The sequence below is a fragment of the Rhodococcus sp. NPDC003382 genome, assembly GCF_053589135.1.
This window is the reverse complement of sequence record NZ_JBSFRH010000011.1, coordinates 113,582-134,571: the sequence shown is the minus strand read 5'-3', so window position 1 is coordinate 134,571 and position 20,990 is coordinate 113,582. Positions and strand designations below refer to the sequence as shown.

The window sequence follows — 20,990 nt, the reverse complement described above, 5'->3', positions numbered from 1 at the left end:
TGTGAACGTGTTGTGGGCGATGCTCCGCGACGAGGCGGTCTACCAGCCCGCGTCTACCGTCGCGGCGGCTTGACAACTTCATTGAGATTCCTCCTGCGGTCGTCGGGTGCACTCGGTGTCTTCCGGATGCACTGGAAACAGCGTATGCACCGATCGACACAATGGGAGGCATGCCGAACACACTCGCGCCCGGACGGGACGTGGTCGTGGAGACGGAGGTCAAGCACTCGCGCTTCCTCGCCGCCCTGCGCCGGGTCGAATCCGCTGCCGACGCCGCCGCGTTCACCGACGAGCAACGCCGTCTGTACCCGGATGCGCGGCATCACTGCTGGGCGTTCGTCGTCGGCGACGAACCGGCCTCGCGGGCCGAGCGGTCCAGTGACGACGGAGAGCCCGGCGGCACCGCGGGGGTCCCGATGCTGCAGGTGCTGCACCACCGCGACGTGGTGAACGTGGCGGTGGTCGTGACGCGCTGGTTCGGGGGGATCAAACTGGGGGCGGGCGGGCTCGTGCGCGCCTACTCGGGGGCCGTCGCGGTCGCGCTGGATTCGGCGCAGCTGGTGCCGCGCGAGCGGCGGGAGGTGTTCACCCTCGCGGTCGGGCACGGGGACGCGGGCCGTGTCGATGCGGAACTGCGCGGTCGCGGGGTGAGTGTGCTCGGGGTGTCGTACGAGGACCGGGCGAAGTTCACGGTCGCGGCGCGGGACCCGGAGCAGCTGGCGAGTGTGGTGGCGTCGGTGACGTCCGGCGCCGGGGAGCTGGAGCCCGTCGGCCGGGAGTGGATCGACGGATAAACGCGTCGTGCGCGGTTTCGGTAGTGGGAACTACCGAAACCGCGCACGGAGGGCGGAAGCCGCTTACAGGGACTTCAGGATCTCGCGTGCGAGAGCAGCGGTCTCGGACGGCGTCTTGCCGACCTTGACGCCGGCCGCCTCGAGGGCGTCCTTCTTGGCCTGCGCGGTGCCCGAGGAACCGGAGACGATGGCGCCGGCGTGGCCCATGGTCTTGCCCTCGGGGGCGGTGAAGCCGGCCACGTAGCCGACGACCGGCTTGGTGACGTTGGCCTTGATGTAGTCGGCGGCACGCTCCTCGGCGTCGCCACCGATCTCACCGATCATGACGATGACCTTGGTCTCCGGGTCCTTCTCGAACGCCTCGATGGCGTCGATGTGGGTGGTGCCGATGACCGGGTCGCCGCCGATGCCGATGGCGGTCGAGAAGCCGTACTCACGCAGCTCGAACATCATCTGGTAGGTCAGGGTGCCGGACTTGGACACCAGGCCGACCGGGCCCTTGCCGGTGATGTTCGCCGGGGTGATGCCGACGAGCGCCTCGCCCGGGGTGATGATGCCGGGGCAGTTGGGGCCGATGATGCGGGTCTTGTTGCCCTTCTCCACGTTGTAGGCCCACGCGTACGCGGAGTCCTGCACGGGGATGCCCTCGGTGATGACCACGAGCAGCGGGATCTCCGCGTCGATGGCCTCGACGATGGCGTCCTTCGAGAAGGCCGGGGGAACGAACGCGATCGAGACGTCCGCGCCGGTCTCCTTCATGGCCTCGGCGACGGAGCCGAAGACCGGCAGCTCGACCGGGTTGCCGTCCTTGTCGGTGTGCGACACGGTGGTGCCGGCCTTGCGGGCGTTGACGCCGCCGACGACCTGGGTGCCGGCCTTGAGCATCAGCGCGGTGTGCTTGGTGCCCTCGCCGCCGGTGATGCCCTGGACGATGACCTTGGAATCCTTGGTAAGGAAGATTGCCATTGTTCTGTGTGTCCCTTTACTTCGCTGCGGCGGCGAGCTCGGCAGCCTTGTCGGCAGCTTCGTCCATGGTGGCGACGAGCGTGACCAGCGGATGGTTGGCCTCGGCGAGGATGCGGCGACCCTCGTCGACGTTGTTGCCGTCGAGACGGACGACGAGCGGCTTGTTGGCCTCGTCGCCGAGGATCTCGAGAGCCTTGACGATGCCGTTGGCGACGGCGTCGCAGGCGGTGATGCCACCGAAGACGTTGACGAACACGCTCTTGACCTGCGCGTCGTTCAGGATGACGTCGAGGCCGGCAGCCATGACGGCCGCGGAGGCGCCGCCACCGATGTCGAGGAAGTTGGCGGGCTTCACGCCGCCGTGCTTCTCACCGGCGTACGCGACGACGTCGAGGGTCGACATGACCAGACCCGCGCCGTTACCGATGATGCCGACCTCACCGTCGAGCTTGACGTAGTTGAGGTCGTTCTCCTTGGCCTTGAGCTCGAGCGGATCCGTCGCGTCCTTGTCCTCGAACGCGGCGTGGCCGGGCTGACGGAAGTCGGCGTTGGCGTCGAGGGTGACCTTGCCGTCGAGGGCGAGGATCTGGTCGTCCGGCGTACGGACGAGCGGGTTGACCTCCACGAGGAGAGCGTCTTCCTTGACGAAGACCTCCCACAGCTTCTGAATGGTCACGGCCGCGGCGTCGAGAACCTCGGCGGGCAGGTGGCCCTTCTCGGCGATCTCACGGGCGAAGGCGAGGTCGACACCCTTGACGGCGTCGACGGGGACCTTGGCGAGACGCTCCGGCTTGGTGGCGGCGACCTCTTCGATCTCCATGCCACCCTCGACCGAGCACATCGCCAGGTAGGTGCGGTTGGTGCGGTCGAGCAGGAAGGAGATGTAGTACTCCTCCGCGATCTCGCTGGCCTCGGCGACCAGAAGCTTCTTGACGATGTGACCCTTGATGTCGAGGCCGAGGATGTTCTCGGCGTGGGTCTGCGCGTCGTCTGCGGTAGCGGCGTACTTCACGCCACCGGCCTTGCCACGGCCACCGACCTTGACCTGGGCCTTGACCATCACCGGCTTGCCGATTTCCTCCGCGATCTCGCGGGCACCGGCGACCGTGTCGGTAACACGGCCGGCCGACGTCGGCACGTCATGCTTGGCGAAGAGTTCCTTCGCCTGGTATTCGAAGAGATCCATCTGCTCACCGTCTCGTCTGCGTTCACGCCCGCTCGGGGGTTTTGAGCGGGCCAGGTTCGGACTCTAGTTACTTGGAAGCCCCAGGAAACGATCGCACTCGGGCCATGTGGCGCATGTCACGGAGTACGAGGTCTCGCGAGCTACCTCACGGAGATTCCTCCCGGAGTGTGAGCGAGGCCGCAACCAAGAGGAGCACCGTCCCCAGAATGACAGGTGCGACACAGAGGGCCGCGACCGGATCCTGGATCACACTTCGAACCAGCACCCACGACGACGCGTACACGGCCGTCGCACCGGCCGCTCCCAGCAGCAACGCCCCTCCCCGCGCGGGTCGCGACCGCACCGCCACCGCCGCCGCGACCCCCACCGCGACGGCGAGCAGAGCCCGCCCCCACACGTCGTATCCCCAGGGATAGGCGAGCAGCGACCCGGCACCGTGGTACAGGGGCACGGCCGACCCGACGATGCACGCGACGGCCGCGACCAGGACGACCACGCGCGTGCGCGCGGTGACGTGCAGCTCGGCCGAGGTGTCGATCCGATCGCGCTCGGCGGCCCCCGCGACGAGGACCGCGACACCGGTGGCGGCCGCACCCACCAGGGTGCAGAACACGACGGCGGTCCCCGGACCGGCGCCGACTCCCGGCAGGTCGGCGGCCACCACCCACGCCTGCAGTACTGCGGCGGCGGTCGCCGCGACCGCGACGATCGGCACCGCAACCGCCGGACGCACCGTCTCGGCACAGGCGGACAGCAGCAGCCACACGCTCAGCGCCGCCAGCAGCAGCCCGGCGACGAGCAGCACGCGGGTCTGCGGCAGATCCGGGACGTCGTGGCCGACCGGCACGGAGAGCGTGGGCAACAGTGCTCCGACGACGGCGAGCGCGGCGGTGAGGAGACCGAGGACACCGGCGACGGCGTGTGCCCGGCCGGAGCGGAGAACACCAGTCGATCCCGGCCGGGCCGGGCGGGCGGCACGCCGCGCACCGGCCGCGGGCATCGCCGCGGCCAGGACGACGAGGAGCACCGCGGCGATCGTCCCGGCGGCGGTCGCCGGCGTGGGTGAGAGCCGGTCCCCGGCCAGGCCCGCGGCAAATCGTGGTGCGAGCAGGGCGAGCGCGGCCGCTCCGGTCCCGGCGATCGCGCCCGCCGCGGCCGTCGTTCCCGCACTGAGCGCCCACGCCACGGTGACGAGCGCGAACGTCGCGGTAAGCACACCGCCGAGCGCAGTGGTCGCGGGAGCATCGAGCACCCCGCGCGCGACGATCACCGGGTCCGACGAGACCACCACCGGCGCGAGCAACCCGACGGCCACCACCGTCGCGGCACCGACGATCCCGGCGACGACGGGCGTACCCGGCCGGGTGCCGACCGGTCCCTCGTCGGCGTGCGGGGCGCCGCCCGCGGCGATCGCACCGGCCACACCGGCGAGCACCGCGCACAGGTGTCCGGCGAGCAGCATCGCGGCACCGGGTCCGCCGGTGAGCGCTGCGGCGGTCACGGGACGGAACAGTTCGAACCGGTTCGCGTCGATCGCGTCGACGAACAAGGTGAGATCGGCGAGCGCTGCGCCCGCGGCGATACCCCCGGCACCCGCGAGCAAGGCGCCGGCTGCGGTAGCCGATCGGCGCGCGACCGCGAAGGCGGCGACAGGGATCGCGGACGCGGTGATCGCAGCGACGATCGCGGCGGCGAGGATCGCGGACCCCACGGCGCCGGTTCCGGCCCGCACGACCGGCAGCAGCGGCGCCGCCGTGACGGCGAGGGCACCCAGCACCGAGAGTGCGAGTCCGAATCGGAGTGGTGTGGGGCGATTCGACACGGGGCGACGCTACGCGACCGATATGTCACCGGACCGTGACACACCGAAATGTTCTGTATCGCCGAGGCAAGAGCGGAATGTTTCCGCTTTCGCCGCAGGTGAGACTGTGATGCCGCTCACAGCGCCTGGGCGTGTCTCCCGTATGGGTTGCCAGCCCAGCAATCGTTTCGTTACGGTCCCTTTGGTCGAAATAACGGTCAGGTCACGAACGGGAGGAACGGCGAATGAGCCCGAGCAGTCAGCTCACCAGCCGTGGGGTCCACGACGGATCATCGGAGACCGACCACTACGCAGGCGCTGGGTACTCGGCAGACTCCGGCTACGCCGCAGGCTCCGGCTACTACACGGAGTCCGGGTACTACGACTACGAATCCGACTACTACACGGACGCCCCCTACCACTACGGCGACGACCAGCCGACCGCCGCGCAGTCCTACGCCGACCGGTCCTACTACGGGCAGGCCGCTTTCCGTGACGCCGGCGCCGAGACCTACTACGAGAACGAACCCGTCGACGTGGATGCCCCGGCCCGCCGCGGCGGCGCCCACCGCATCCCGACACCGCCGAGCGCGCTCAAGGGCCGCGCCGCGGTGTTCGCCGTGGCGGCCGGCGCAGTCGTCGCCGCAGGCCAGGCCGCAACGAACGGACCCTCTCAGGGATCCGAGCACTCCGAGGTCGCACTCGCGGCGAACGAGTCCGATTCCAACGTCATCACCGCCACCGCGGTACCGCAGGCTTCCCAGTTCGCCGCGACCGCCTCGGACGGCGCCGCTCCGTCGCAGGCGCCGCAGGTCCTCAACATCGCGGACCCGAACGATCTCTCCCAGTTCTCGAACCTGCTCGCGAAGGGCCAGCGGTTCAGCGAGGAGCGTGCCGCCCGCGAGGCCGCCGCCCGCCGCCCGCTGTTCGTCCTCCCCGCGATCGGCACGTTCACCTCGAACTTCGGTGCCCGCTGGGGCACCCTGCACGCCGGTGTGGACATCGCCGGCCCGATCGGCACCCCGATCCTCGCGGTCGCCGACGGAGTCGTCATCGATTCCGGTCCCGCTTCCGGCTTCGGCCTGTGGGTCCGCCTGCAGCACGCCGACGGCACCGTCACCGTCTACGGACACGTCGACCAGACCCTGGTGAGCGTGGGCCAGCAGGTCATGGCGGGCGACCAGATCGCGACGATGGGCAACCGCGGCTTCTCGACCGGCCCGCACCTGCACTTCGAGGTGCATCTGAACGGCACCGACAAGATCGACCCGGTTCCGTGGCTCGCCACCCGGGGCATCAGCCTCGGCATCGAGCAGGACTGAATCGGCCCACTCGGCAGCAATTCCGCGCCGGAACCCCGTTATTGGAGCCCCGGCGCCACCTCTCCCCTAGAGCTTGACCATCGGCACGCCGCCGACGAGCATCAGCCGCACCTTGCCGGCGCTTCCGAAGTCGATGACGACCGTCGCGGTCGGTCCCGACCCCTTCGTCTCGAGCACCGTCCCGAGCCCGTACTTGTCGTGACTGACCCGGTCCCCCACCGCGAGCACCAGCTGATTGTTGCGGGCGCGCGCACTGCCGAACCCGCCGCCCGATCCGGAGCCGCCACCGAAGCCCGAACCGCCCCCGAACCCGGATCCGGATCCGACGCCGCCGTAGCCGCGTGAGCGTCCGGACCCGATGGCGTGGCCGGCCGAACGAACCGGCTCCTCCCGCTTCCATTCGATGAGGTGCTGCGGAATCTCTTGCAGGAAACGCGATTCCGGGTTCGACACGGGCTGACCCCAGGACGAGCGCAGGACCGCGCGGCTGAGGTAGAGCCGACGTCGGGCCCGCGTGATCCCCACGTACGCCAGGCGGCGTTCCTCGGCCAGCTCGGCCGGGTCGCCGAGCGCGCGCATGTGCGGGAACTGCCCGTCCTCCCAGCCGGTGACGAACACGACCGGGAACTCCAGGCCCTTGGCGGTGTGCAGCGTCATCAGCGTCACGACGCCGTCGTCGTTCTCCGGGATCTGGTCCGCATCGGCGACGAGCGAGACCTTCTCGAGGAATGCGGGCAGCGATCCCGGTTCCGGATCGCCCTCGTCCCGCTCGATGTCCTCCAGCCCCGCCGCATTGCGCGCATCGGAGCTGAATTCCCTTGCCACGCTGACCAACTCGTTGAGGTTGTCGAGGCGGGCGCCGTCCTGCGGGTCGTCGCTCGCGGCGAGTTCCGCACGGTAGCCGGTCCGTTCGAGGATCGCCTCCACCAGATCACCGAGATCGACGAGTTCGTTTCCGTCCGAGTCGGTTTCGGTGAGCATCGCGCGCAGTCGGTCGAGCATCTCGGTGAACGCGGCAATTGCCTTCTGGGAACGCGTGTTCAGCAACGCGACCTGGCCGGCGGCGGCGTCGGCCAGCGCCTGCCCGAAGCCGATCCCGAGCCGCTCGGCGTGCACCGCGACGCACGCCTCGGCGCGGTCGCCGATGCCGCGGCGCGGGGTGTTGAGGATGCGGCGCAGGCTCACCGTGTCGTCCGGGTTGGCGAGCACCTTCAGGTACGCGACCAGGTCGCGGACCTCCTTGCGCTCGTAGAAGCGCACCCCGCCGACGACCTTGTACGGCACGCCGTGGCGGATGAAGACGTCCTCGAGTGCCCGGGAGGAGTTGTTGGTGCGGTAGAAGACGGCGACGTCGGCGAACTTGACCTCCCCGGCGGCGGTGAGCCGGTCGATCTCCGCGGCGACGAACTGCGCCTCGTCGTGTTCGTTGTCGGCGACATAGCCGACGATGAGATCGCCCTCGCCGGAGTCGGTCCACAGCTGCTTCTCGCGGCGTCCGGCGTTGCGGGAGATGACGGAGTTGGCCGCCGACAGGATGTTCTGCGTGGAGCGGTAGTTCTGCTCGAGCAGGATGGTCCGGGCGTCCGGGTAGTCGCGCTCGAACTCCTCGATGTTGCGGATCGTCGCGCCACGGAAGGCGTAGATGGACTGGTCCGCGTCGCCGACGACGCACAGTTCGCTCGGCGGCACCGGGCTCCCGTCTCCGGCCTCACCGACGAGCGTGCGCACCAGCACGTACTGTGCGTGGTTGGTGTCCTGGTACTCGTCGACGAGCACGTGGCGGAACCGGCGCCGGTAGTACTCGGCGACCTGCGGATGAGCCTGCAGCAGCGCGACCGTCTCGCCGATGAGGTCGTCGAAGTCGAAGGCGTTCGCCGATCGCAGCCGCTGCTGGTAGTGGGCGTACACGGTCGCGACGATGCGCGGCAGCTCCGCGGGGTCGCCGTCCGCGTCCGCGGCGGCCTCCTGCGGATCGATCAGCTCGTTCTTCAGGTTCGAGATCTGGGTGGCGAGCAGGCGCGCCGAGTACTTCTTGGTGTCGAGATCGAGATCCTTGACGATCATCGTGAGCAACCGGCGCGAGTCGTCGGCGTCGTAGATCGTGAAGTTCGAGTTCATGCCGGGCAGCAGGGCCGACTGGGCCCGCAGGATCCGCACGCAGCTGGAGTGGAACGTCGAGACCCACATGCTGTTGGCACGCGGCCCCACCAGCTGCGCGACGCGTTCGCGCATCTCGGCCGCGGCCTTGTTCGTGAACGTGATCGCCAGGATCTGACCGGCCGCGACACCGCGCTCGGCGAGCAGGTACGCGATCCGCCTGGTGAGCACCGCCGTCTTGCCGGAGCCGGCGCCGGCGACGATGAGCAGGGGACCACCGTCGTGGGTCACCGCTTCCCGCTGCTGGGGATTCAGGCCCGCGAGCAGCGAGTCGGACGAATCCGCACTCGCTCGCCGGGGTGAATCGGAGTCGGGGTGGCCGAAGGCAACGGGAGTGTTCATCGTCGTACCAAACTACCGGCGGACCCCGACAATCGCGTAGACGGGCGATCCGGACGTTCCGGCCAGGTCGCCCTTACTTGGCGACCGGATTCCACGGATGGCAGACTGGTTTGCATGTCATGTGACCGCTGTCGACCGGATGGACAGGATGCACTACGGTGTCGGTTTCCCAGCACCGACGCCTGACCGCACGGTCCTGATCCACCTCCGGCGGTAACGCCCACCGGTTCCGGAGCGATCCCAGTTCTGACGCGAGGAGATGACATGAGCACCAACATCGACGCTGCCACATCCGACTCTGCCGCCGACGTCCCCGCCAGCCAGGCGGAGATCGACGAACTTCGCAAGGAGATCGACCGACTCGACGCCGAGATTCTCGCCGCGGTCAAACGCCGCACCGAGGTCTCGCGAATCATCGGCCGTACCCGCATGGCTTCCGGCGGCACCCGTCTCGTGCACAGCCGTGAGATGAAGGTGCTCGAGCGGTTCAGCGATCTCGGCCAGGAGGGTCACACCCTGGCGATGCTGCTGCTCCGCCTCGGCCGCGGCCGACTCGGCCAGTAGTAGCCACAACCGACTCGGCCGGTAGCCGCACGGGCTTCCGGCCGTAGCCGTCGGCCTACTCGAAGGCGATGTACTTGGTTTCGAGGTACTCCTCGATGCCTTCATGTCCGCCTTCCCGTCCGATCCCCGACGCCTTGACCCCGCCGAACGGCGCGGCCACGTCGGAGATCACCCCGCGGTTGACCCCGACCATGCCGGATTCGATCGCCTCGGACACCCGCAGCGCACGATCGAGGCTGCGCGTGTACATGTAGGCGGCCAGGCCGTACTCGGTGGCGTTGGCCGCGGCGATCGCTTCGTCCTCGGTGTCGAATCCGGCCACCGCCGCCACCGGGCCGAAGACCTCTTCCCGCAGGATCCGCGCGGACGTCGGGACGTCGTCGAGGACGGTCGCCGGGTAGAACCAGCCCGGCCCGTCCGGAACCTTGCCACCGAGCCGCACCCGCGCACCGTTCGCGACCGCATCGTCGACGAGGGTGGTGACGGTGTCCTTCTGGTCGGCGTCGATCAGCGGTCCGAGTGTCGTGTCCGGATCGGTGCCCGGTCCGAGCCGGTAGGCGGCCATCTTCTCGGTGAGTTTCGCGACGAACTCCTCACGCACGGAGTTCGCGACGTGAATCCGGTTCGCGGCCGTGCAGGCCTCGCCCCCGTTGCGCAACTTCGCGGCGAGCGCGCCGTCGACCGCGGCGTCGAGATCGGCGTCGTCGAACACCAGGAACGGCGCGTTGCCTCCGAGTTCCATCGACGTGCGCAGCATCGCATGCCCTGCCTTCTCGGCCAGGGCGCGGCCGACGCTCGTCGACCCGGTGAAGGTGAGCTTGCGCAGTCGCGGGTCGTCGAGCAGCGGACCGGTCACGGCACCCGCGTGGGAGGTCGGCAGCACCGAGAGCACACCCTTCGGCAGGCCCACCTCCTCGAACACCCGGGCGAGCAGCAGCATCGTCAGCGGGGTCGCCGACGCCGGTTTGACGAGCATCGTGCAGCCGGCGGCCAGCGCCGGCGCGATCTTGCGGGTCCCCATCGCCAGCGGGAAGTTCCACGGCGTGATCGCCAGGCACGGGCCGACGGGCTGCTTCGTGACGAGAATGCGCCCGGTACCGGCCGGCGAATGGGTGTAGCGGCCCGCGATGCGGACCGCTTCCTCGGAGAACCAGCGAAGGAACTCGGCGCCGTAGCGAGCCTCGGCGCGGCTCTCCGGCAGCGCCTTGCCCATCTCGAGGCTCATCAGCAAGGTGAACTCCTCGGCGCGGGCGGTGACCGCCTCGAAGGCCGCGCGCAGCAGCTCACCGCGTTCGCGGGGCGCGGTCGCCGCCCACTCCGGCCCGGCCGCGACCGCCGCGTCCAGTGCTCTGGCCGCGTCGGCGGGACTCGCGTCGGCGACTTCGGTGAGGACCTTCCCGGTCGCCGGATCATGAACGGGAAAGGTCGCGCCGTTCTCCGCAGCGGCCCAGTCGCCGCCGAGGAACAGATCGGTGGGCACGGTTCGCAGCATCTCCGAGATGTCCATGTCCCCATCATGCGCCCGCGCATTTCACATCGGTTTCCGACCGACCGGTAACTTCCGTTCCGCACTAGTCTCTGCAGACATGGAAAACGTGACGCGAACCGCCCCGTGGCAACAGCTCGCCGAACATCGTGCGGAGATCGAGTCGCTGCACCTGCGCGAGTTGTTCGCGGCGGAACCGGGTCGCGCCGAGGCGTTCACGCTCACCGCCGCCGACCTGTACATCGACTACAGCAAGCACCTGATCACCGGCCGCACCCGCGAGTTGCTGCTCGACCTGGCCCGCGCGTGCGGCGTCGAAGCACACCGCGATCGGATGCTCGCCGGCGAGCACATCAACACCTCGGAGGACCGCGCGGTGCTGCACACGGCGCTGCGGCTTCCCCGCGAGGCGACGCTCACCGTCGACGGCCAGGATGTCGTCGCCGACGTGCACGCGGTGCTCGACAAGATGGGTGAATTCACCGACCGGGTCCGTGACGGCCGGTGGCGCGGCGCCACAGGGGAACGCATCACCACGGTCGTCAACATCGGCATCGGTGGGTCGGATCTGGGTCCGGTGATGGTGTACCGGGCGTTGCGGCACTACGTCGACGCCGGTGTCGAGGCCCGGTTCGTCTCCAACATCGATCCGGCGGATCTGACCCACAACCTGCAGGGTCTCGACCCGGCCCGGACGCTGTTCGTCGTTGCGTCCAAGACGTTCTCGACGCTCGAAACCCTGTCGAACGCGACCGCGGCGCGGCGCTGGCTGGTCGCGGCGCTCGGCGAGGACGCCGTCGCGAAGCACTTCGTCGCGGTGTCCACCCACAAGGAGCGGGTCGTCGAGTTCGGGATCGACCCGGAGAACATGTTCGGGTTCTGGGACTGGGTCGGCGGCCGGTATTCGGTGGGCTCGGCGATCGGGTTGTCGGTGATGGCCGCGATCGGCAGGGAGCGGTTCGCGGAACTGCTCGCCGGGTTCCACGCGATGGACACCCATTTCGCGACGGCGCCGCTCGAATCGAACGCGCCGGTGCTGCTCGGTCTGCTCGGCGTCTGGTACACCAGCTTCCTCGGGGCGCAGTCCCGCGCGGTACTGCCCTACAGCAACGATCTGGTGCGGTTCCCCGCGTATCTGCAGCAGCTGACGATGGAGTCGAACGGCAAGTCGGTGCGCTCGGACGGCACCGCGGTGGACTATCCGACCGGGGAGATCTTCTGGGGTGAGCCGGGCACCAACGGCCAGCACGCGTTCTACCAGCTCCTGCATCAGGGCACGCACCTGATCCCGGCGGACTTCATCGGCTTCGCCCGCCCCCTCGACGACCTGCCGACGATCGACGGACGCGGCTCGATGCACGACGTGCTCATGTCGAACTTCTTCGCGCAGTCGACGGTGCTCGCGTTCGGCAAGTCCGCCGAGCAGATCCGCGCCGAAGGCACCGACGAGGCGCTGGTGCCGCACAAGGTGATGCCCGGCAACCGCCCGTCGACGACGGTCCTGGCCCCGTCGCTGACCCCCTCCACGCTGGGTCAGCTGATCGCGCTGTACGAACACGAGGTGTTCGTGCAGGGCGTGATCTGGGGTATCGATTCGTTCGACCAGTGGGGTGTCGAACTCGGCAAGGCGCAGGCGCTCGCGCTGGAACCGGCGCTGACCGAGCCGGAAGAGCCCGCATCCCTGGGGGATTCGTCGACGGACGCGCTGATCCGCGAGTACCGGCGGCTCCGCAACAGCTGACGATCTACGCGGCTTCTGCGAATTCGCTCGTGCCGCAGGAGGAGCGGATTCCGAAGCGGTGGGCGAATTCGACTGCCGGGCGATAACGACGCGACGACCGTCAGGCGGCCCGGGGATTCGACCACGCGGCGGTGGTGTGGGTGTGGCCGCTCTCGTCGATCAGGCGGGCCGGCATACCGTACTGCTCGAGCCAGCGCATCGCCCCGAGGCCTCGGCGCAGAGCGGTCGCACAGGCCGCGTCCGCCCACACCGCGTCCGCGGCGATGACGGTGACCTCGCGCCACAGCGAATCCCGGGAGTCCCCAGCCGTGCGCGTCGACATCGCGGCACCGGCCGGGAGTTCGACGGTTCCGCCCCCGGGCAGGTCGATCTGCCAGCCGCCGGCCGGGCAGTTGCCGGCGGTGGCCATCGTTTCGCCCATCCGCACCAGGACTCCGCATTCGAGGTCGCGGGCCACCGCGGCGGCGGCCCGGTCGACGGTGTCGGCCTTCGCGGTCTCGCTGATGTCCAGGCTCACCCCGTACGGGGTGAGGACGGTCTCGCCGTCGAGTTGCACGTCGAGGTAGGTGGGCAGCGGGTGGATCGGCGCCGTGGAGGCCTCGTCGAGGTCGGCGTCGTCGGCCGACAGCGGATCGACGACGCCGTCGGTCATCCGGGCCGCCCACAACGCCGAGCGCAGCAGCACCGACAGCCGGGGGCTGACCTGCACCGGGATGCCCTGCGCGAGGTTGACGGCGTGGATCTCGGCGTCGCCGCGCTGCGGATTGCAGGCCGCTTCGGACTCGATGACGATGTCCCGCACGAGCCGCTCGGCGTCGCGCAACGCATCGTACTCGGTCACGGCCAGCGTGACTCGTTCCCCCCACCCCCGCCATCTGCTGAATCTGATCATGACGGGCTCCACGCACGTTCGATTCGGTGACGATGCCTACCAGTATGCCCCGGTCACAGTCTGGCCAGAATCCCAGCGGTGTCGACCCCGGTCGGCAGGGTGCCCAGCGCGATGCCCCAGTCGTGGTCGAGGCGGCTCGCGCAGAACGCGTCGGCGACGGCCGGATGCCCGTGCCGCACCAGTTGCGCACCCTGCAGGACCAGGGCCATGAGTTCGACGACCCGCCGGGCCCGGTATTCGACGTTCTCGAGGTCGGCGAGTTCCTTGCCGACCCGGGAGATCGCGTCGTCGAGCCGGCGATCGGCGCCCTCGGCGAGCCGGGCCTCGGCGAAGAACGCCTCGACGGTGTCGGGTTGCTTGATCATGGCGCGCAGCGCATCGAGCGCGGCGACGTTGCCGGATCCCTCCCAGATCGACATGAGGGGCGACTCCCGGAACAGCCGGGGCATGCCCGACTCCTCCGCGTAGCCGTTGCCGCCGAGGCATTCGAGGGCCTCGGCGGCGTGCGCCGGTGCCCGCTTGCACACCCAGTACTTGGTGACGGCGAGTGCGATGCGTCGCAGCGCAGCCTCCTGCGGGTCGCCCGAGGCGCGGTCGGTGGCGCCGGCCAGCCGCATCATCATCGTCGTCGCCGCCTCGGATTCGACGACGAGATCGGCGAGCACGTTCCGCATGAGCGGCTGGTCGATCAGCAATGCGCCGAACGCTTTCCGGTGACGCGCGTGGTGCACCGCGCGCAGCGCGGCCATCCGCATGCCCATCGACGAACCGATGACGCAGTCGAGCCGGGTCATGTTGACCATCTCGATGATGGTCGCGACACCGCGCCCCTCGGGTCCGACGAGCCAGCCGGTCGCACCCTGGTATTCGATCTCCGAGGACGCGTTGGACTTGTTGCCGAGCTTGTCCTTGAGCCGCTGGATGTGGATGCGGTTGCGGGTGCCGTCGGGAAGCACGCGCGGCAACAGGAAACAGCTCGGCCCGTGTTCGGTCTGCGCGAGGGTCAGGAACAGGTCCGACATCGGGGCCGACGTGAACCACTTGTGCCCGACGATCGTGTGGCTGCCGTCGGCGTTCGGTGTCGCGGTGGTGGTATTGGCGCGCACGTCGGAGCCGCCCTGCTTCTCCGTCATGGACATGCCCGCGATCAGCCCGCGCTTCGAACTCGGTTCGCGCAGACCGAAGTCGTAGTGGGGTGCCGCGAGCAGCGGTTCGTAGCGTTCGGCGAGTTCGGGGTTGTGCCGCAATGCGGGGATCGCCGCGTAGGTCATCGAGATCGGGCACATGTGCCCGGCGTCGGCCTGTCCCCACGTGTAGAACTTCGCGGCGCGGGCGACGTGGGCGCCCGGCCGCGGGTCGCGCCAGGGCGCGCCGTGCAGTCCGTGTTCGACGGCGACGGTCATCAGGTCGTGCCAGTGCGGGTGGAACTCGACCTCGTCGATGCGGTTGCCGTAACGGTCGTGGGTGTGCAGGACGGGCGGGTACTCGTTGGCGAGTCGGCCCCAGTCCTGGGCGCGGGCGCCGCCGGCGAGGACACCGAGGGCGCGCACCTCGTCCTCGGCCCAACCGGCACCTTCGCGGCGCAGTCCCTCGAGCAGCGACGCGTCGTCGGCGGCGTCGTAGGGCACGAGGTCGGGGACCTGGTTGAACACCTCGTGGGTGGGCGGGAAGGTCGGGGTCATCGGGGAACTCCCAGTGCTCGGAGGGCGAATACGGTGAGGTCGGGGATGGTGCCGGTCGCGGCGGCACCGGTGTGCAGGGGGTCGGTGAGCACCTCGCCGACCGCGCCGACGAGGGCGGCCGCGGCGAGGCCGGTGTCCTGCTCGGGGAACTCGCCGGTGCCGATGCCGTAGCCGATCGCGTCGGCGAACACGGCCGCGAACGCGCGGCGGAGCACGAGCCGTTCCGCGTCGAGTGCCGCGTCGACCGGTTCGGCGAGCAGGGTGTAGGCGAGCCGGGGGTTGCGCAGCGCCCGTTGCGCGAAGGTCTCGACGATCGCGGCGACCTTTCCGGTGCCGGACCCGGCGGCGGAGGCTGCGGCGGTCACGGCCTCGACCTCGCGGGCGCACAGGTCACGGAAGATCCGGACCATCAGGTCGGACTTGTCGGTGTAGTGACGGTAGACGGTGCCGGTGGCGACTCCGGCGCGTTCGGCGACGGCGGCGATGGACAGCGCGCGGTAGCCGTGCTCGGAGAGCAGCGCGACCGCGGCGGCGGCGATCGCGGCACGGCGGTCTTCGAGTCGCTGCTCGACGGCAGCGGTCCGGCGGTAGGCCACGCAAGAATTGAACCTCAGTTCATCCCTTGGGTCAACGGTCGGCGCTACGGTCGAAGGTGTGAACCGGCTCAGCGTGGTGGACGAGATCTTCCTGCACCGGCACCGAGGATTCGGCCTGCCGGTGGTCATGCAGGGGCTGTGGCGCAGCGACGACACCGTCGACCTGCCGCTGTTGATCTCCCTGCACGACGCCCTCGCCGGCGGTCCGCTCGGCCGGCGGGTCGTACGATCCCGCGTGCCCGGCGCACGCCCCCGATTCGAACCGAGCGTCGAATCGCGGCCCCTGCACTACCCGACCGCCCCGATCCCCGACGACGGCATCCTCGCGTGGGCGGACGCGCAGGCCGAGGTCGACGTCGACCCGGAGCGGCACCCGGGCTGGGCCCTGACGGCCGCCCCCCTCGACGGTGGCGGCACCGTCGTCTCGCTCGTGTGCTCCCACGTGCTGGTCGACGCCCGCGGCCTGCTCGACGCCGTCACCGACGGCCTCGCCGGCACGGTCGAAGCACCGAGCGCCGAGCGCACGTCGGATGTCCGCGATGCCGTCGACCTGATCCGCCGGGTCGGTCGCGGCCTGCGCGGGGTGCGCTACTCCCCCGCCTCCGGCGACGGCCCGGCGCCCCGGCCGGTCACCGCCAGGCCGGTCACCGCGCTGCTCGACATCGACGCCGCACGATGGGACCGGGCGGCCGAGGCCGACGGCGGCACCCCCAATGCGCTGTTCCTCGCCGTCGGCGCGGGCATCGCCCGTCGCGCCGGGGTGCCCTCCCCCGTGCGAATCGCGGTGCCGGTGGACTCCCGCAACGCCGGGACCGCCGCGAACGGCGTGACGACCACCGAGGTCGTCGTCGGACCGACGGACAGCCCCGCGCGGATCCGCGAGGCGGCGCGCGAGGCGTACCGGCGACCGCCCGAAGGCGCTCCCCACGGCATCCCCGACGAGATCCTGCAACTCGTCCCCGATCGGCTGGCCGCGCGGCTCGCGGCGGGTGCCGGCGAGCGAGATGTGTTGTGTTCCAACATCGGACCGATCCCCCAGAGCCTCGAGACGTTCGGACCGCACCGCACCGTGGGTTTCGCCGCGCGGGCGATGCACCCGGGCCTGCCCGCGCCCCGAGCCACCACGTCGACACACCTGTCGGCCTACCTGTGCAGGCTGGGCGGGCACTACACGCTCTCGCTCGTCGCGCTCGACACCGATCGGTTCCCGGACGCCGCGACCTTGCGCGTGTACGCCGATGCCGAACTCGCCGATCGCGGACTCGAGGCCCGGCCCTGGTGACCGCGGGACGGCGAACACCGGCAGCTGTGACGGCCCGTCACGTACAGTTGCGCACATGACCCCCGAGACCCTGGTCACACTCGCCGGCGGCGCGGTCCGCGGCAGCCGCGTCGGCGACCTCCTGTCGTGGCGGGGCATCCCGTACGCGCAGCCGCCGGTCGGCCCGCTGCGACTGCGGGCGCCGCAGCCGGTGCAGCCGTGGACCGGGGAACTCGACGCGACGCGCTTCGGCAATGCGGCGTGCCAGGCCCCGAGAGGCGCCTTCACCGGCAGCCGGGAACGCCTGGCGATCAGCGAGGACTGCCTGACCCTCAACGTCATCGCTCCCGCCGCCCGGTCGGCGACGCCGCGCCCGGTGATGGTGTTCGTGCACGGCGGCGCCTACACGCTCGGCACGAGCGCGCTGTCGCTCTACGGCGGACAGTCGCTGGTGCGCCGCGGCGACGTGGTCTACGTGTCGCTCAACTACCGGCTCGGCAGCCTCGGCTACCTCGATTTCTCGGCGTTCTCGACCCCGGCCCGGCGGTTCGACTCCAACCTGGGGCTGCGCGACCAGGTGGCCGCCCTCGAATGGGTGCAGCGCAACATCGCCGCGTTCGGCGGCGACCCCGGCAACGTGACCGTATTCGGCGAGTCCGCGGGCGGCAACGCGGTCACCACCCTGCTGGCGACCCCCGCCTCGCGCGGTCTGTTCGCGCAGAGTTCCGCACCGGACCTGGTGGTCGATGCGCCGCGCGCCGCCGAGTGGGCCGCGCGCTTCGTCGAACTGCTCGGCGCCGACGCCGATTCCGCGGCGGCCGCGCTCGACGCCGCGACGCCCGCCGAACTCGGCCGCACCGGGAACCGGCTGTCCCGGGAGACGCTGCACGCCTCCCCCGGCCTGCACGTGTTCGGTCCGGTGGTCGACGGCGACTTCCTGCCCACCCATCCGCTCGACGCGTACGAATCGGGTGCGGCGCAACGGGTTCCGTTGATCATCGGCACCAACGACCGGGAAGGCGCCCTGTTCCCGCGATTCCTCGACGGATTGCCGACGAACCCGGACCGCATCGACCGGATGTTCGCGCTCACCGACGAAGCGGCCCGCGACCGCGTCGTGTCGGCCTATCCGGGTTATCCGGGTGAACGGGCCGCCGTCGATCTCGGCGGCGACCTCACCTTCTGGTATCCGTCGATCCAGATCGCGCAGGCCCATTCGCGGTTCGCACCCACCTACAGCTACCGCTTCGACTTCGCGCCCCGGCTCGCGCGCGTGTCCGGGTTCGATGCGACGCACGCGGTGGAACTGCTCTCGGTGTTCGATCAGGTGGACACGCCACTGGGCCGGGCGTACACGGCCCTCGGGGGTCGCCGCGGGCTGCGCCTCGTCAGCGACGCCGTGCAGCGGCACTGGCTGCACTTCGCACGGCACGGTGAGCCGTTGCCGTCGTGGCCGCAGTACGACGAGCGGGAGCGCGCGACGACGATCTTCGACGTGCCGACCCGGGTGGAACACGATCCGCGGCGGGAACGCCGGCTCGCCTGGGAGGGCTACGCGGGCTATCGCACCCCCGTCTGCCCGTAGCGGATCACTTCGCGACGGTCAGCAGGAACGCCACGTCCTCGAGGGCGGCCACGCTGTGCCGCGACTGGGGAATCACGAGGAAGTCCCCGGCCGAACCCTTCCAGGACTGGTCCCCAGCGATCAGCGACAACTGCCCGGACAGAACCTGGATGGTCGCCTCCCCGGGACTGTCGTGCTCGCCGAGTTCGTGTCCGGCGAGCAGCGCGATCACCGTCTGCCGAAGGTGCTTGGTGTGCCCGCCGAGCACGGTCTGCGAACTGCGCCCGTTGCTCGATGCCGCCGCGAGTTTGAGCTGCTGCCGGGCCATGGCGGTGAGGGAGAGCTTGTCCATCTTCGCAGTATGGCCCACCCCGCGGGCGCGGTCTCAGGTTCGCGAGTACCCGACCCAGCGGAACCGGATACCGGACCGGGACTGCTGCCATTCGCCCTGTTCGGTGACCGTCCAGCCCGGTCCGATCTCGGGAGCGACGGCGTCACCGTCCACGTCGAGATCGACCTCGGTGACCAGCAGCCGCGTCGCGTGCGGCATGGCCTGCGCGTAGATCTGGCCACCGCCGATGACGGCGGCGTCGGCACCGTCGACGAGGCCCAGCGCCGCCTCGACGCTGCCGGCGACCTCGGCTCCGTCGGCGGTCCAGTCGGGGTTGCGGGTGACGACGATGTTGCGCCGGCCCGGCAGCGGCCGGAACTTCGCAGGCAGCGAATCCCAGGTGAGCCGTCCCATGACGACGGGCAGCCCCATCGTGGCTTCCTTGAAGAACGCCATGTCCTCCGGGATGTGCCACGGGATCGTCCCGTCCCGTCCGATGACGCCGCCGCGGGCCTGGGCCCAGATCAGGGTCAGCGCCCCGGTCACACCGCCACCGGCGCCTTGATCGCGGGATGGTGCCGGTAGCCGACGACCTCGACGTCCTCGAACTCGTAGTCGAACAGCGAATCCCGGCGGTTCAGCTTCAGCGTCGGGTACTCGTAGGCCTCGCGCCCGAGCTGCTCGGTGACCTGCTCGATGTGGTTGTCGTAGATGTGGCAGTCGCCGCCGGTCCAGATGAACTCGCCGACCTCGAGGCCGGTCTGCTGCGCCACCATGTGGGTGAGCAGCGCGTAGCTGGCGATGTTGAACGGCACGCCGAGGAACAGGTCGGCGCTGCGCTGGTAGAGCTGGCAGCTGAGCTTGCCGTCGGCGACGTAGAACTGGAAGAACGCGTGGCACGGCATCAGCGCCATGTCGTCGAGGTCGGCGACGTTCCAGGCGGAGACGATCATGCGCCGCGAATCCGGGTTGTTGCGGATCGTCTCGAGGACCTGGCTGATCTGGTCGATGTGTTCGCCGCTCGGGGTCGGCCAGGACCGCCACTGCACGCCGTAGACGGGTCCGAGCTCGCCGTCGGCGTCGGCCCATTCGTCCCAGATGGTGACGCCGTGCTCCTGCAGCCATCGCACGTTCGAGTCGCCGCGCAGGAACCACAGCAGCTCGTACACGATGGACTTGAGGTGGACCTTCTTCGTGGTGATCAGCGGGAATCCCTGTGCGAGGTCGAAGCGCATCTGATGCCCGAACAGGCTGCGCGTCCCGGTCCCGGTGCGGTCGGCCTTCGGGGTGCCCGTCTCGAGGACGAGGCGCAACAGGTCTTCGTACGGGGTCGGCACAGTCACGCCGGCAAGTTTACGGCTTCCCCGCGGTGTGCCCTTGTGGCGGCTGGAGCCGCCACAAATAGACACGGGCAGCCGTAGGCTGCACCCTATGCCCGAACTGCCCGAGGTGGAGGCACTGGCCGGGTTCCTGCGGGAGCACGCGGTCGGCTCGGTCGTGGGCCGCATCGACGTCGCGTCGATCAGCGTGCTGCAGACCGCCGACCCGCCGATCACGGCCCTGCAGGGCCGCGACATCACCGGCGCGCGCCGCTTCGGCAAGTTCCTGTGCCTCGACTGCGGCGACCTCTCGCTCGTCACCCACCTGTCGCGAGCCGGGTGGCTGCGCTGGATCGACGACCCGTCGCCCACACCACCGCGCCCCGGCAAGGGACCGCTCGCGCTCCGCATCCACCTGTTCACCCCCGACGCGACGACCCCCGCCGTCGACCTCACCGAGGCCGGCACCCGCAAGCGGCTGGCCGTCTGGGTCGTCGAGGACCCCCACAAGGTGCCCGGCATCGCACGGCTCGGACCGGACGCGCTCGACGTCACCGCCGACGACCTCGCGAGACTGCTGCGCGGCAGCACGTCGCGGCTCAAGACCGTGCTCGTCGACCAGTCCGTCCTCGCCGGGATCGGCAACGCCTACTCCGACGAGATCCTGCACACTGCACGCCTGTCGCCCTTCGCGACCGCGGGCCGCCTCACCGAGGACCGGATCCACGCCCTGCACGACGCGATGCGCGCGACCCTCACCGACGCGGTCGCGCGGTCGGTGGGACAGGACGCCGCGCGCCTGAAGGGCGAGAAACGATCCGGGATGCGGGTGCACGCGCGTACAGGCCTGCCGTGCCCGGTGTGCGGCGACACCGTCCGCCAGGTCGAGTATTCGGAACGGTCCTTCCAGTACTGCCCGACCTGTCAGACCGGCGGCAAGATCCTCGCGGACCGGAAACTGTCCCGGCTGCTGAAGTAGCTTGCAC

At 70.1% G+C, this 20,990-nt stretch carries 18 protein-coding genes; 7 read left to right on the top strand and 11 right to left on the bottom strand.

Annotated elements, in window-relative coordinates; all coding sequences use genetic code 11:
* Window positions 1–170: 170 nt before the first annotated feature.
* Window positions 171–794, top strand: a complete 624-nt coding sequence (locus ACWDUD_RS10645) for an IMPACT family protein (protein ID WP_450109286.1) — start codon at window positions 171–173, stop codon at window positions 792–794.
* A 63-nt stretch (window positions 795–857) separates the two neighbouring features.
* On the opposite strand, the gene sucD is transcribed toward ACWDUD_RS10645, so the two are convergent.
* The 3 genes from sucD to ACWDUD_RS10630 all read right to left on the bottom strand — a co-directional run bounded on the left by sucD (window position 858) and on the right by ACWDUD_RS10630 (window position 4,768).
* Window positions 858–1,760, bottom strand: a complete 903-nt coding sequence (gene sucD / locus ACWDUD_RS10640; protein WP_197255412.1) for a succinate--CoA ligase subunit alpha — start codon at window positions 1,758–1,760, stop codon at window positions 858–860.
* A gap of 16 nt (window positions 1,761–1,776) precedes the next feature.
* Window positions 1,777–2,946, bottom strand: coding sequence for an ADP-forming succinate--CoA ligase subunit beta (sucC, locus tag ACWDUD_RS10635; protein ID WP_197255410.1), 1,170 nt, complete (start codon window positions 2,944–2,946; stop codon window positions 1,777–1,779).
* A gap of 145 nt (window positions 2,947–3,091) precedes the next feature.
* A complete protein-coding gene (locus tag ACWDUD_RS10630; protein WP_450109285.1) occupies window positions 3,092–4,768 on the bottom strand; it encodes a hypothetical protein in 1,677 nt (558 codons plus the stop codon).
* Between the two features lie 224 nt (window positions 4,769–4,992).
* Here ACWDUD_RS10630 and ACWDUD_RS10625 point away from each other — a divergent pair, with 224 nt between their 5' ends.
* A complete protein-coding gene (locus ACWDUD_RS10625) occupies window positions 4,993–6,069 on the top strand; it encodes a M23 family metallopeptidase (RefSeq protein ID WP_450109284.1) in 1,077 nt (358 codons plus the stop codon).
* Window positions 6,070–6,135: 66 nt separating this feature from the next.
* Here the strand turns inward: ACWDUD_RS10625 and pcrA are convergent, their stop codons facing one another.
* Complete coding sequence (gene pcrA / locus ACWDUD_RS10620) at window positions 6,136–8,568, bottom strand: DNA helicase PcrA (RefSeq protein WP_450109283.1); 2,433 nt, start codon at window positions 8,566–8,568, stop codon at window positions 6,136–6,138.
* Window positions 8,569–8,832: 264 nt separating this feature from the next.
* Between pcrA and ACWDUD_RS10615 the strand changes: the two genes are divergently transcribed.
* Window positions 8,833–9,132, top strand: coding sequence for a chorismate mutase (locus ACWDUD_RS10615; RefSeq protein ID WP_197255404.1), 300 nt, complete (start codon window positions 8,833–8,835; stop codon window positions 9,130–9,132).
* Window positions 9,133–9,187: 55 nt separating this feature from the next.
* Here ACWDUD_RS10615 and ACWDUD_RS10610 read toward each other — a convergent pair whose 3' ends face one another.
* Window positions 9,188–10,639 (bottom strand): NAD-dependent succinate-semialdehyde dehydrogenase, encoded by a 1,452-nt coding sequence (locus tag ACWDUD_RS10610; protein WP_450109282.1) that lies wholly within the window; start codon window positions 10,637–10,639, stop codon window positions 9,188–9,190.
* Between the two features lie 79 nt (window positions 10,640–10,718).
* On the opposite strand from ACWDUD_RS10610, the gene pgi reads away from it, so the two are divergent.
* Window positions 10,719–12,359, top strand: a complete 1,641-nt coding sequence (pgi, locus tag ACWDUD_RS10605; RefSeq protein ID WP_197255402.1) for a glucose-6-phosphate isomerase — start codon at window positions 10,719–10,721, stop codon at window positions 12,357–12,359.
* A 100-nt stretch (window positions 12,360–12,459) separates the two neighbouring features.
* Here the strand turns inward: pgi and ACWDUD_RS10600 are convergent, their stop codons facing one another.
* The 3 genes from ACWDUD_RS10600 to ACWDUD_RS10590 are packed head-to-tail and all read right to left on the bottom strand — an operon-like array spanning window position 12,460 to window position 15,529.
* Window positions 12,460–13,251 (bottom strand): FAD:protein FMN transferase, encoded by a 792-nt coding sequence (locus tag ACWDUD_RS10600; RefSeq protein WP_197255400.1) that lies wholly within the window; start codon window positions 13,249–13,251, stop codon window positions 12,460–12,462.
* A gap of 53 nt (window positions 13,252–13,304) precedes the next feature.
* Entirely contained in the window at window positions 13,305–14,933 is a 1,629-nt protein-coding gene (locus ACWDUD_RS10595; RefSeq protein WP_450109281.1) for an acyl-CoA dehydrogenase family protein, read from the bottom strand.
* Window positions 14,930–15,529, bottom strand: coding sequence for a TetR/AcrR family transcriptional regulator (locus ACWDUD_RS10590; protein WP_450109280.1), 600 nt, complete (start codon window positions 15,527–15,529; stop codon window positions 14,930–14,932). Before ACWDUD_RS10590 ends, ACWDUD_RS10595 begins: the two co-directional genes overlap by 4 nt.
* A gap of 58 nt (window positions 15,530–15,587) precedes the next feature.
* Here ACWDUD_RS10590 and ACWDUD_RS10585 point away from each other — a divergent pair, with 58 nt between their 5' ends.
* Both ACWDUD_RS10585 and ACWDUD_RS10580 read left to right on the top strand, forming a co-directional pair.
* Complete coding sequence (locus ACWDUD_RS10585) at window positions 15,588–16,811, top strand: hypothetical protein (protein WP_450109279.1); 1,224 nt, start codon at window positions 15,588–15,590, stop codon at window positions 16,809–16,811.
* 55 nt (window positions 16,812–16,866) lie between these two features.
* On the top strand, window positions 16,867–18,375 hold the full coding sequence (locus ACWDUD_RS10580) for a carboxylesterase/lipase family protein (RefSeq protein ID WP_450109278.1): 1,509 nt from the start codon (window positions 16,867–16,869) through the stop codon (window positions 18,373–18,375).
* A 4-nt stretch (window positions 18,376–18,379) separates the two neighbouring features.
* On the opposite strand, the gene ACWDUD_RS10575 is transcribed toward ACWDUD_RS10580, so the two are convergent.
* From ACWDUD_RS10575 to ACWDUD_RS10565, 3 genes are read right to left on the bottom strand one after another with little or no spacing between them, the layout of a single operon-like run.
* On the bottom strand, window positions 18,380–18,706 hold the full coding sequence (locus tag ACWDUD_RS10575; protein ID WP_197250502.1) for a cupin domain-containing protein: 327 nt from the start codon (window positions 18,704–18,706) through the stop codon (window positions 18,380–18,382).
* Between the two features lie 33 nt (window positions 18,707–18,739).
* Complete coding sequence (locus ACWDUD_RS10570; protein WP_197250503.1) at window positions 18,740–19,231, bottom strand: dihydrofolate reductase; 492 nt, start codon at window positions 19,229–19,231, stop codon at window positions 18,740–18,742.
* A complete protein-coding gene (locus tag ACWDUD_RS10565) occupies window positions 19,228–20,028 on the bottom strand; it encodes a thymidylate synthase (RefSeq protein WP_197250504.1) in 801 nt (266 codons plus the stop codon). The genes ACWDUD_RS10570 and ACWDUD_RS10565 overlap by 4 nt, the downstream gene beginning before the upstream one ends.
* A gap of 88 nt (window positions 20,029–20,116) precedes the next feature.
* Between ACWDUD_RS10565 and ACWDUD_RS10560 the strand changes: the two genes are divergently transcribed.
* Window positions 20,117–20,983, top strand: coding sequence for an Fpg/Nei family DNA glycosylase (locus tag ACWDUD_RS10560; RefSeq protein ID WP_197250505.1), 867 nt, complete (start codon window positions 20,117–20,119; stop codon window positions 20,981–20,983).
* Window positions 20,984–20,990: the final 7 nt, after the last annotated feature.

What these genes read in the sequence shown, in the direction of transcription:
- ACWDUD_RS10615 (WP_197255404.1), top strand. Translation starts at nt 8,833, where the DNA reads ATGAGCACCAACATCGACGCTGCCACATCCGACTCTGCCGCCGACGTC.
- ACWDUD_RS10600 (WP_197255400.1), bottom strand. Translation starts at nt 13,251, where the DNA reads ATGATCAGATTCAGCAGATGGCGGGGGTGGGGGGAACGAGTCACGCTG.
- ACWDUD_RS10610 (WP_450109282.1), bottom strand. Translation starts at nt 10,639, where the DNA reads ATGGACATCTCGGAGATGCTGCGAACCGTGCCCACCGATCTGTTCCTC.
- ACWDUD_RS10560 (WP_197250505.1), top strand. Translation starts at nt 20,117, where the DNA reads ATGCCCGAACTGCCCGAGGTGGAGGCACTGGCCGGGTTCCTGCGGGAG.
- sucD (WP_197255412.1), bottom strand. Translation starts at nt 1,760, where the DNA reads ATGGCAATCTTCCTTACCAAGGATTCCAAGGTCATCGTCCAGGGCATC.
- ACWDUD_RS10595 (WP_450109281.1), bottom strand. Translation starts at nt 14,933, where the DNA reads ATGACCCCGACCTTCCCGCCCACCCACGAGGTGTTCAACCAGGTCCCC.
- pgi (WP_197255402.1), top strand. Translation starts at nt 10,719, where the DNA reads ATGGAAAACGTGACGCGAACCGCCCCGTGGCAACAGCTCGCCGAACAT.
- ACWDUD_RS10645 (WP_450109286.1), top strand. Translation starts at nt 171, where the DNA reads ATGCCGAACACACTCGCGCCCGGACGGGACGTGGTCGTGGAGACGGAG.
- ACWDUD_RS10625 (WP_450109284.1), top strand. Translation starts at nt 4,993, where the DNA reads ATGAGCCCGAGCAGTCAGCTCACCAGCCGTGGGGTCCACGACGGATCA.
- pcrA (WP_450109283.1), bottom strand. Translation starts at nt 8,568, where the DNA reads ATGAACACTCCCGTTGCCTTCGGCCACCCCGACTCCGATTCACCCCGG.
- ACWDUD_RS10575 (WP_197250502.1), bottom strand. Translation starts at nt 18,706, where the DNA reads ATGGACAAGCTCTCCCTCACCGCCATGGCCCGGCAGCAGCTCAAACTC.
- ACWDUD_RS10580 (WP_450109278.1), top strand. Translation starts at nt 16,867, where the DNA reads ATGACCCCCGAGACCCTGGTCACACTCGCCGGCGGCGCGGTCCGCGGC.
- sucC (WP_197255410.1), bottom strand. Translation starts at nt 2,946, where the DNA reads ATGGATCTCTTCGAATACCAGGCGAAGGAACTCTTCGCCAAGCATGAC.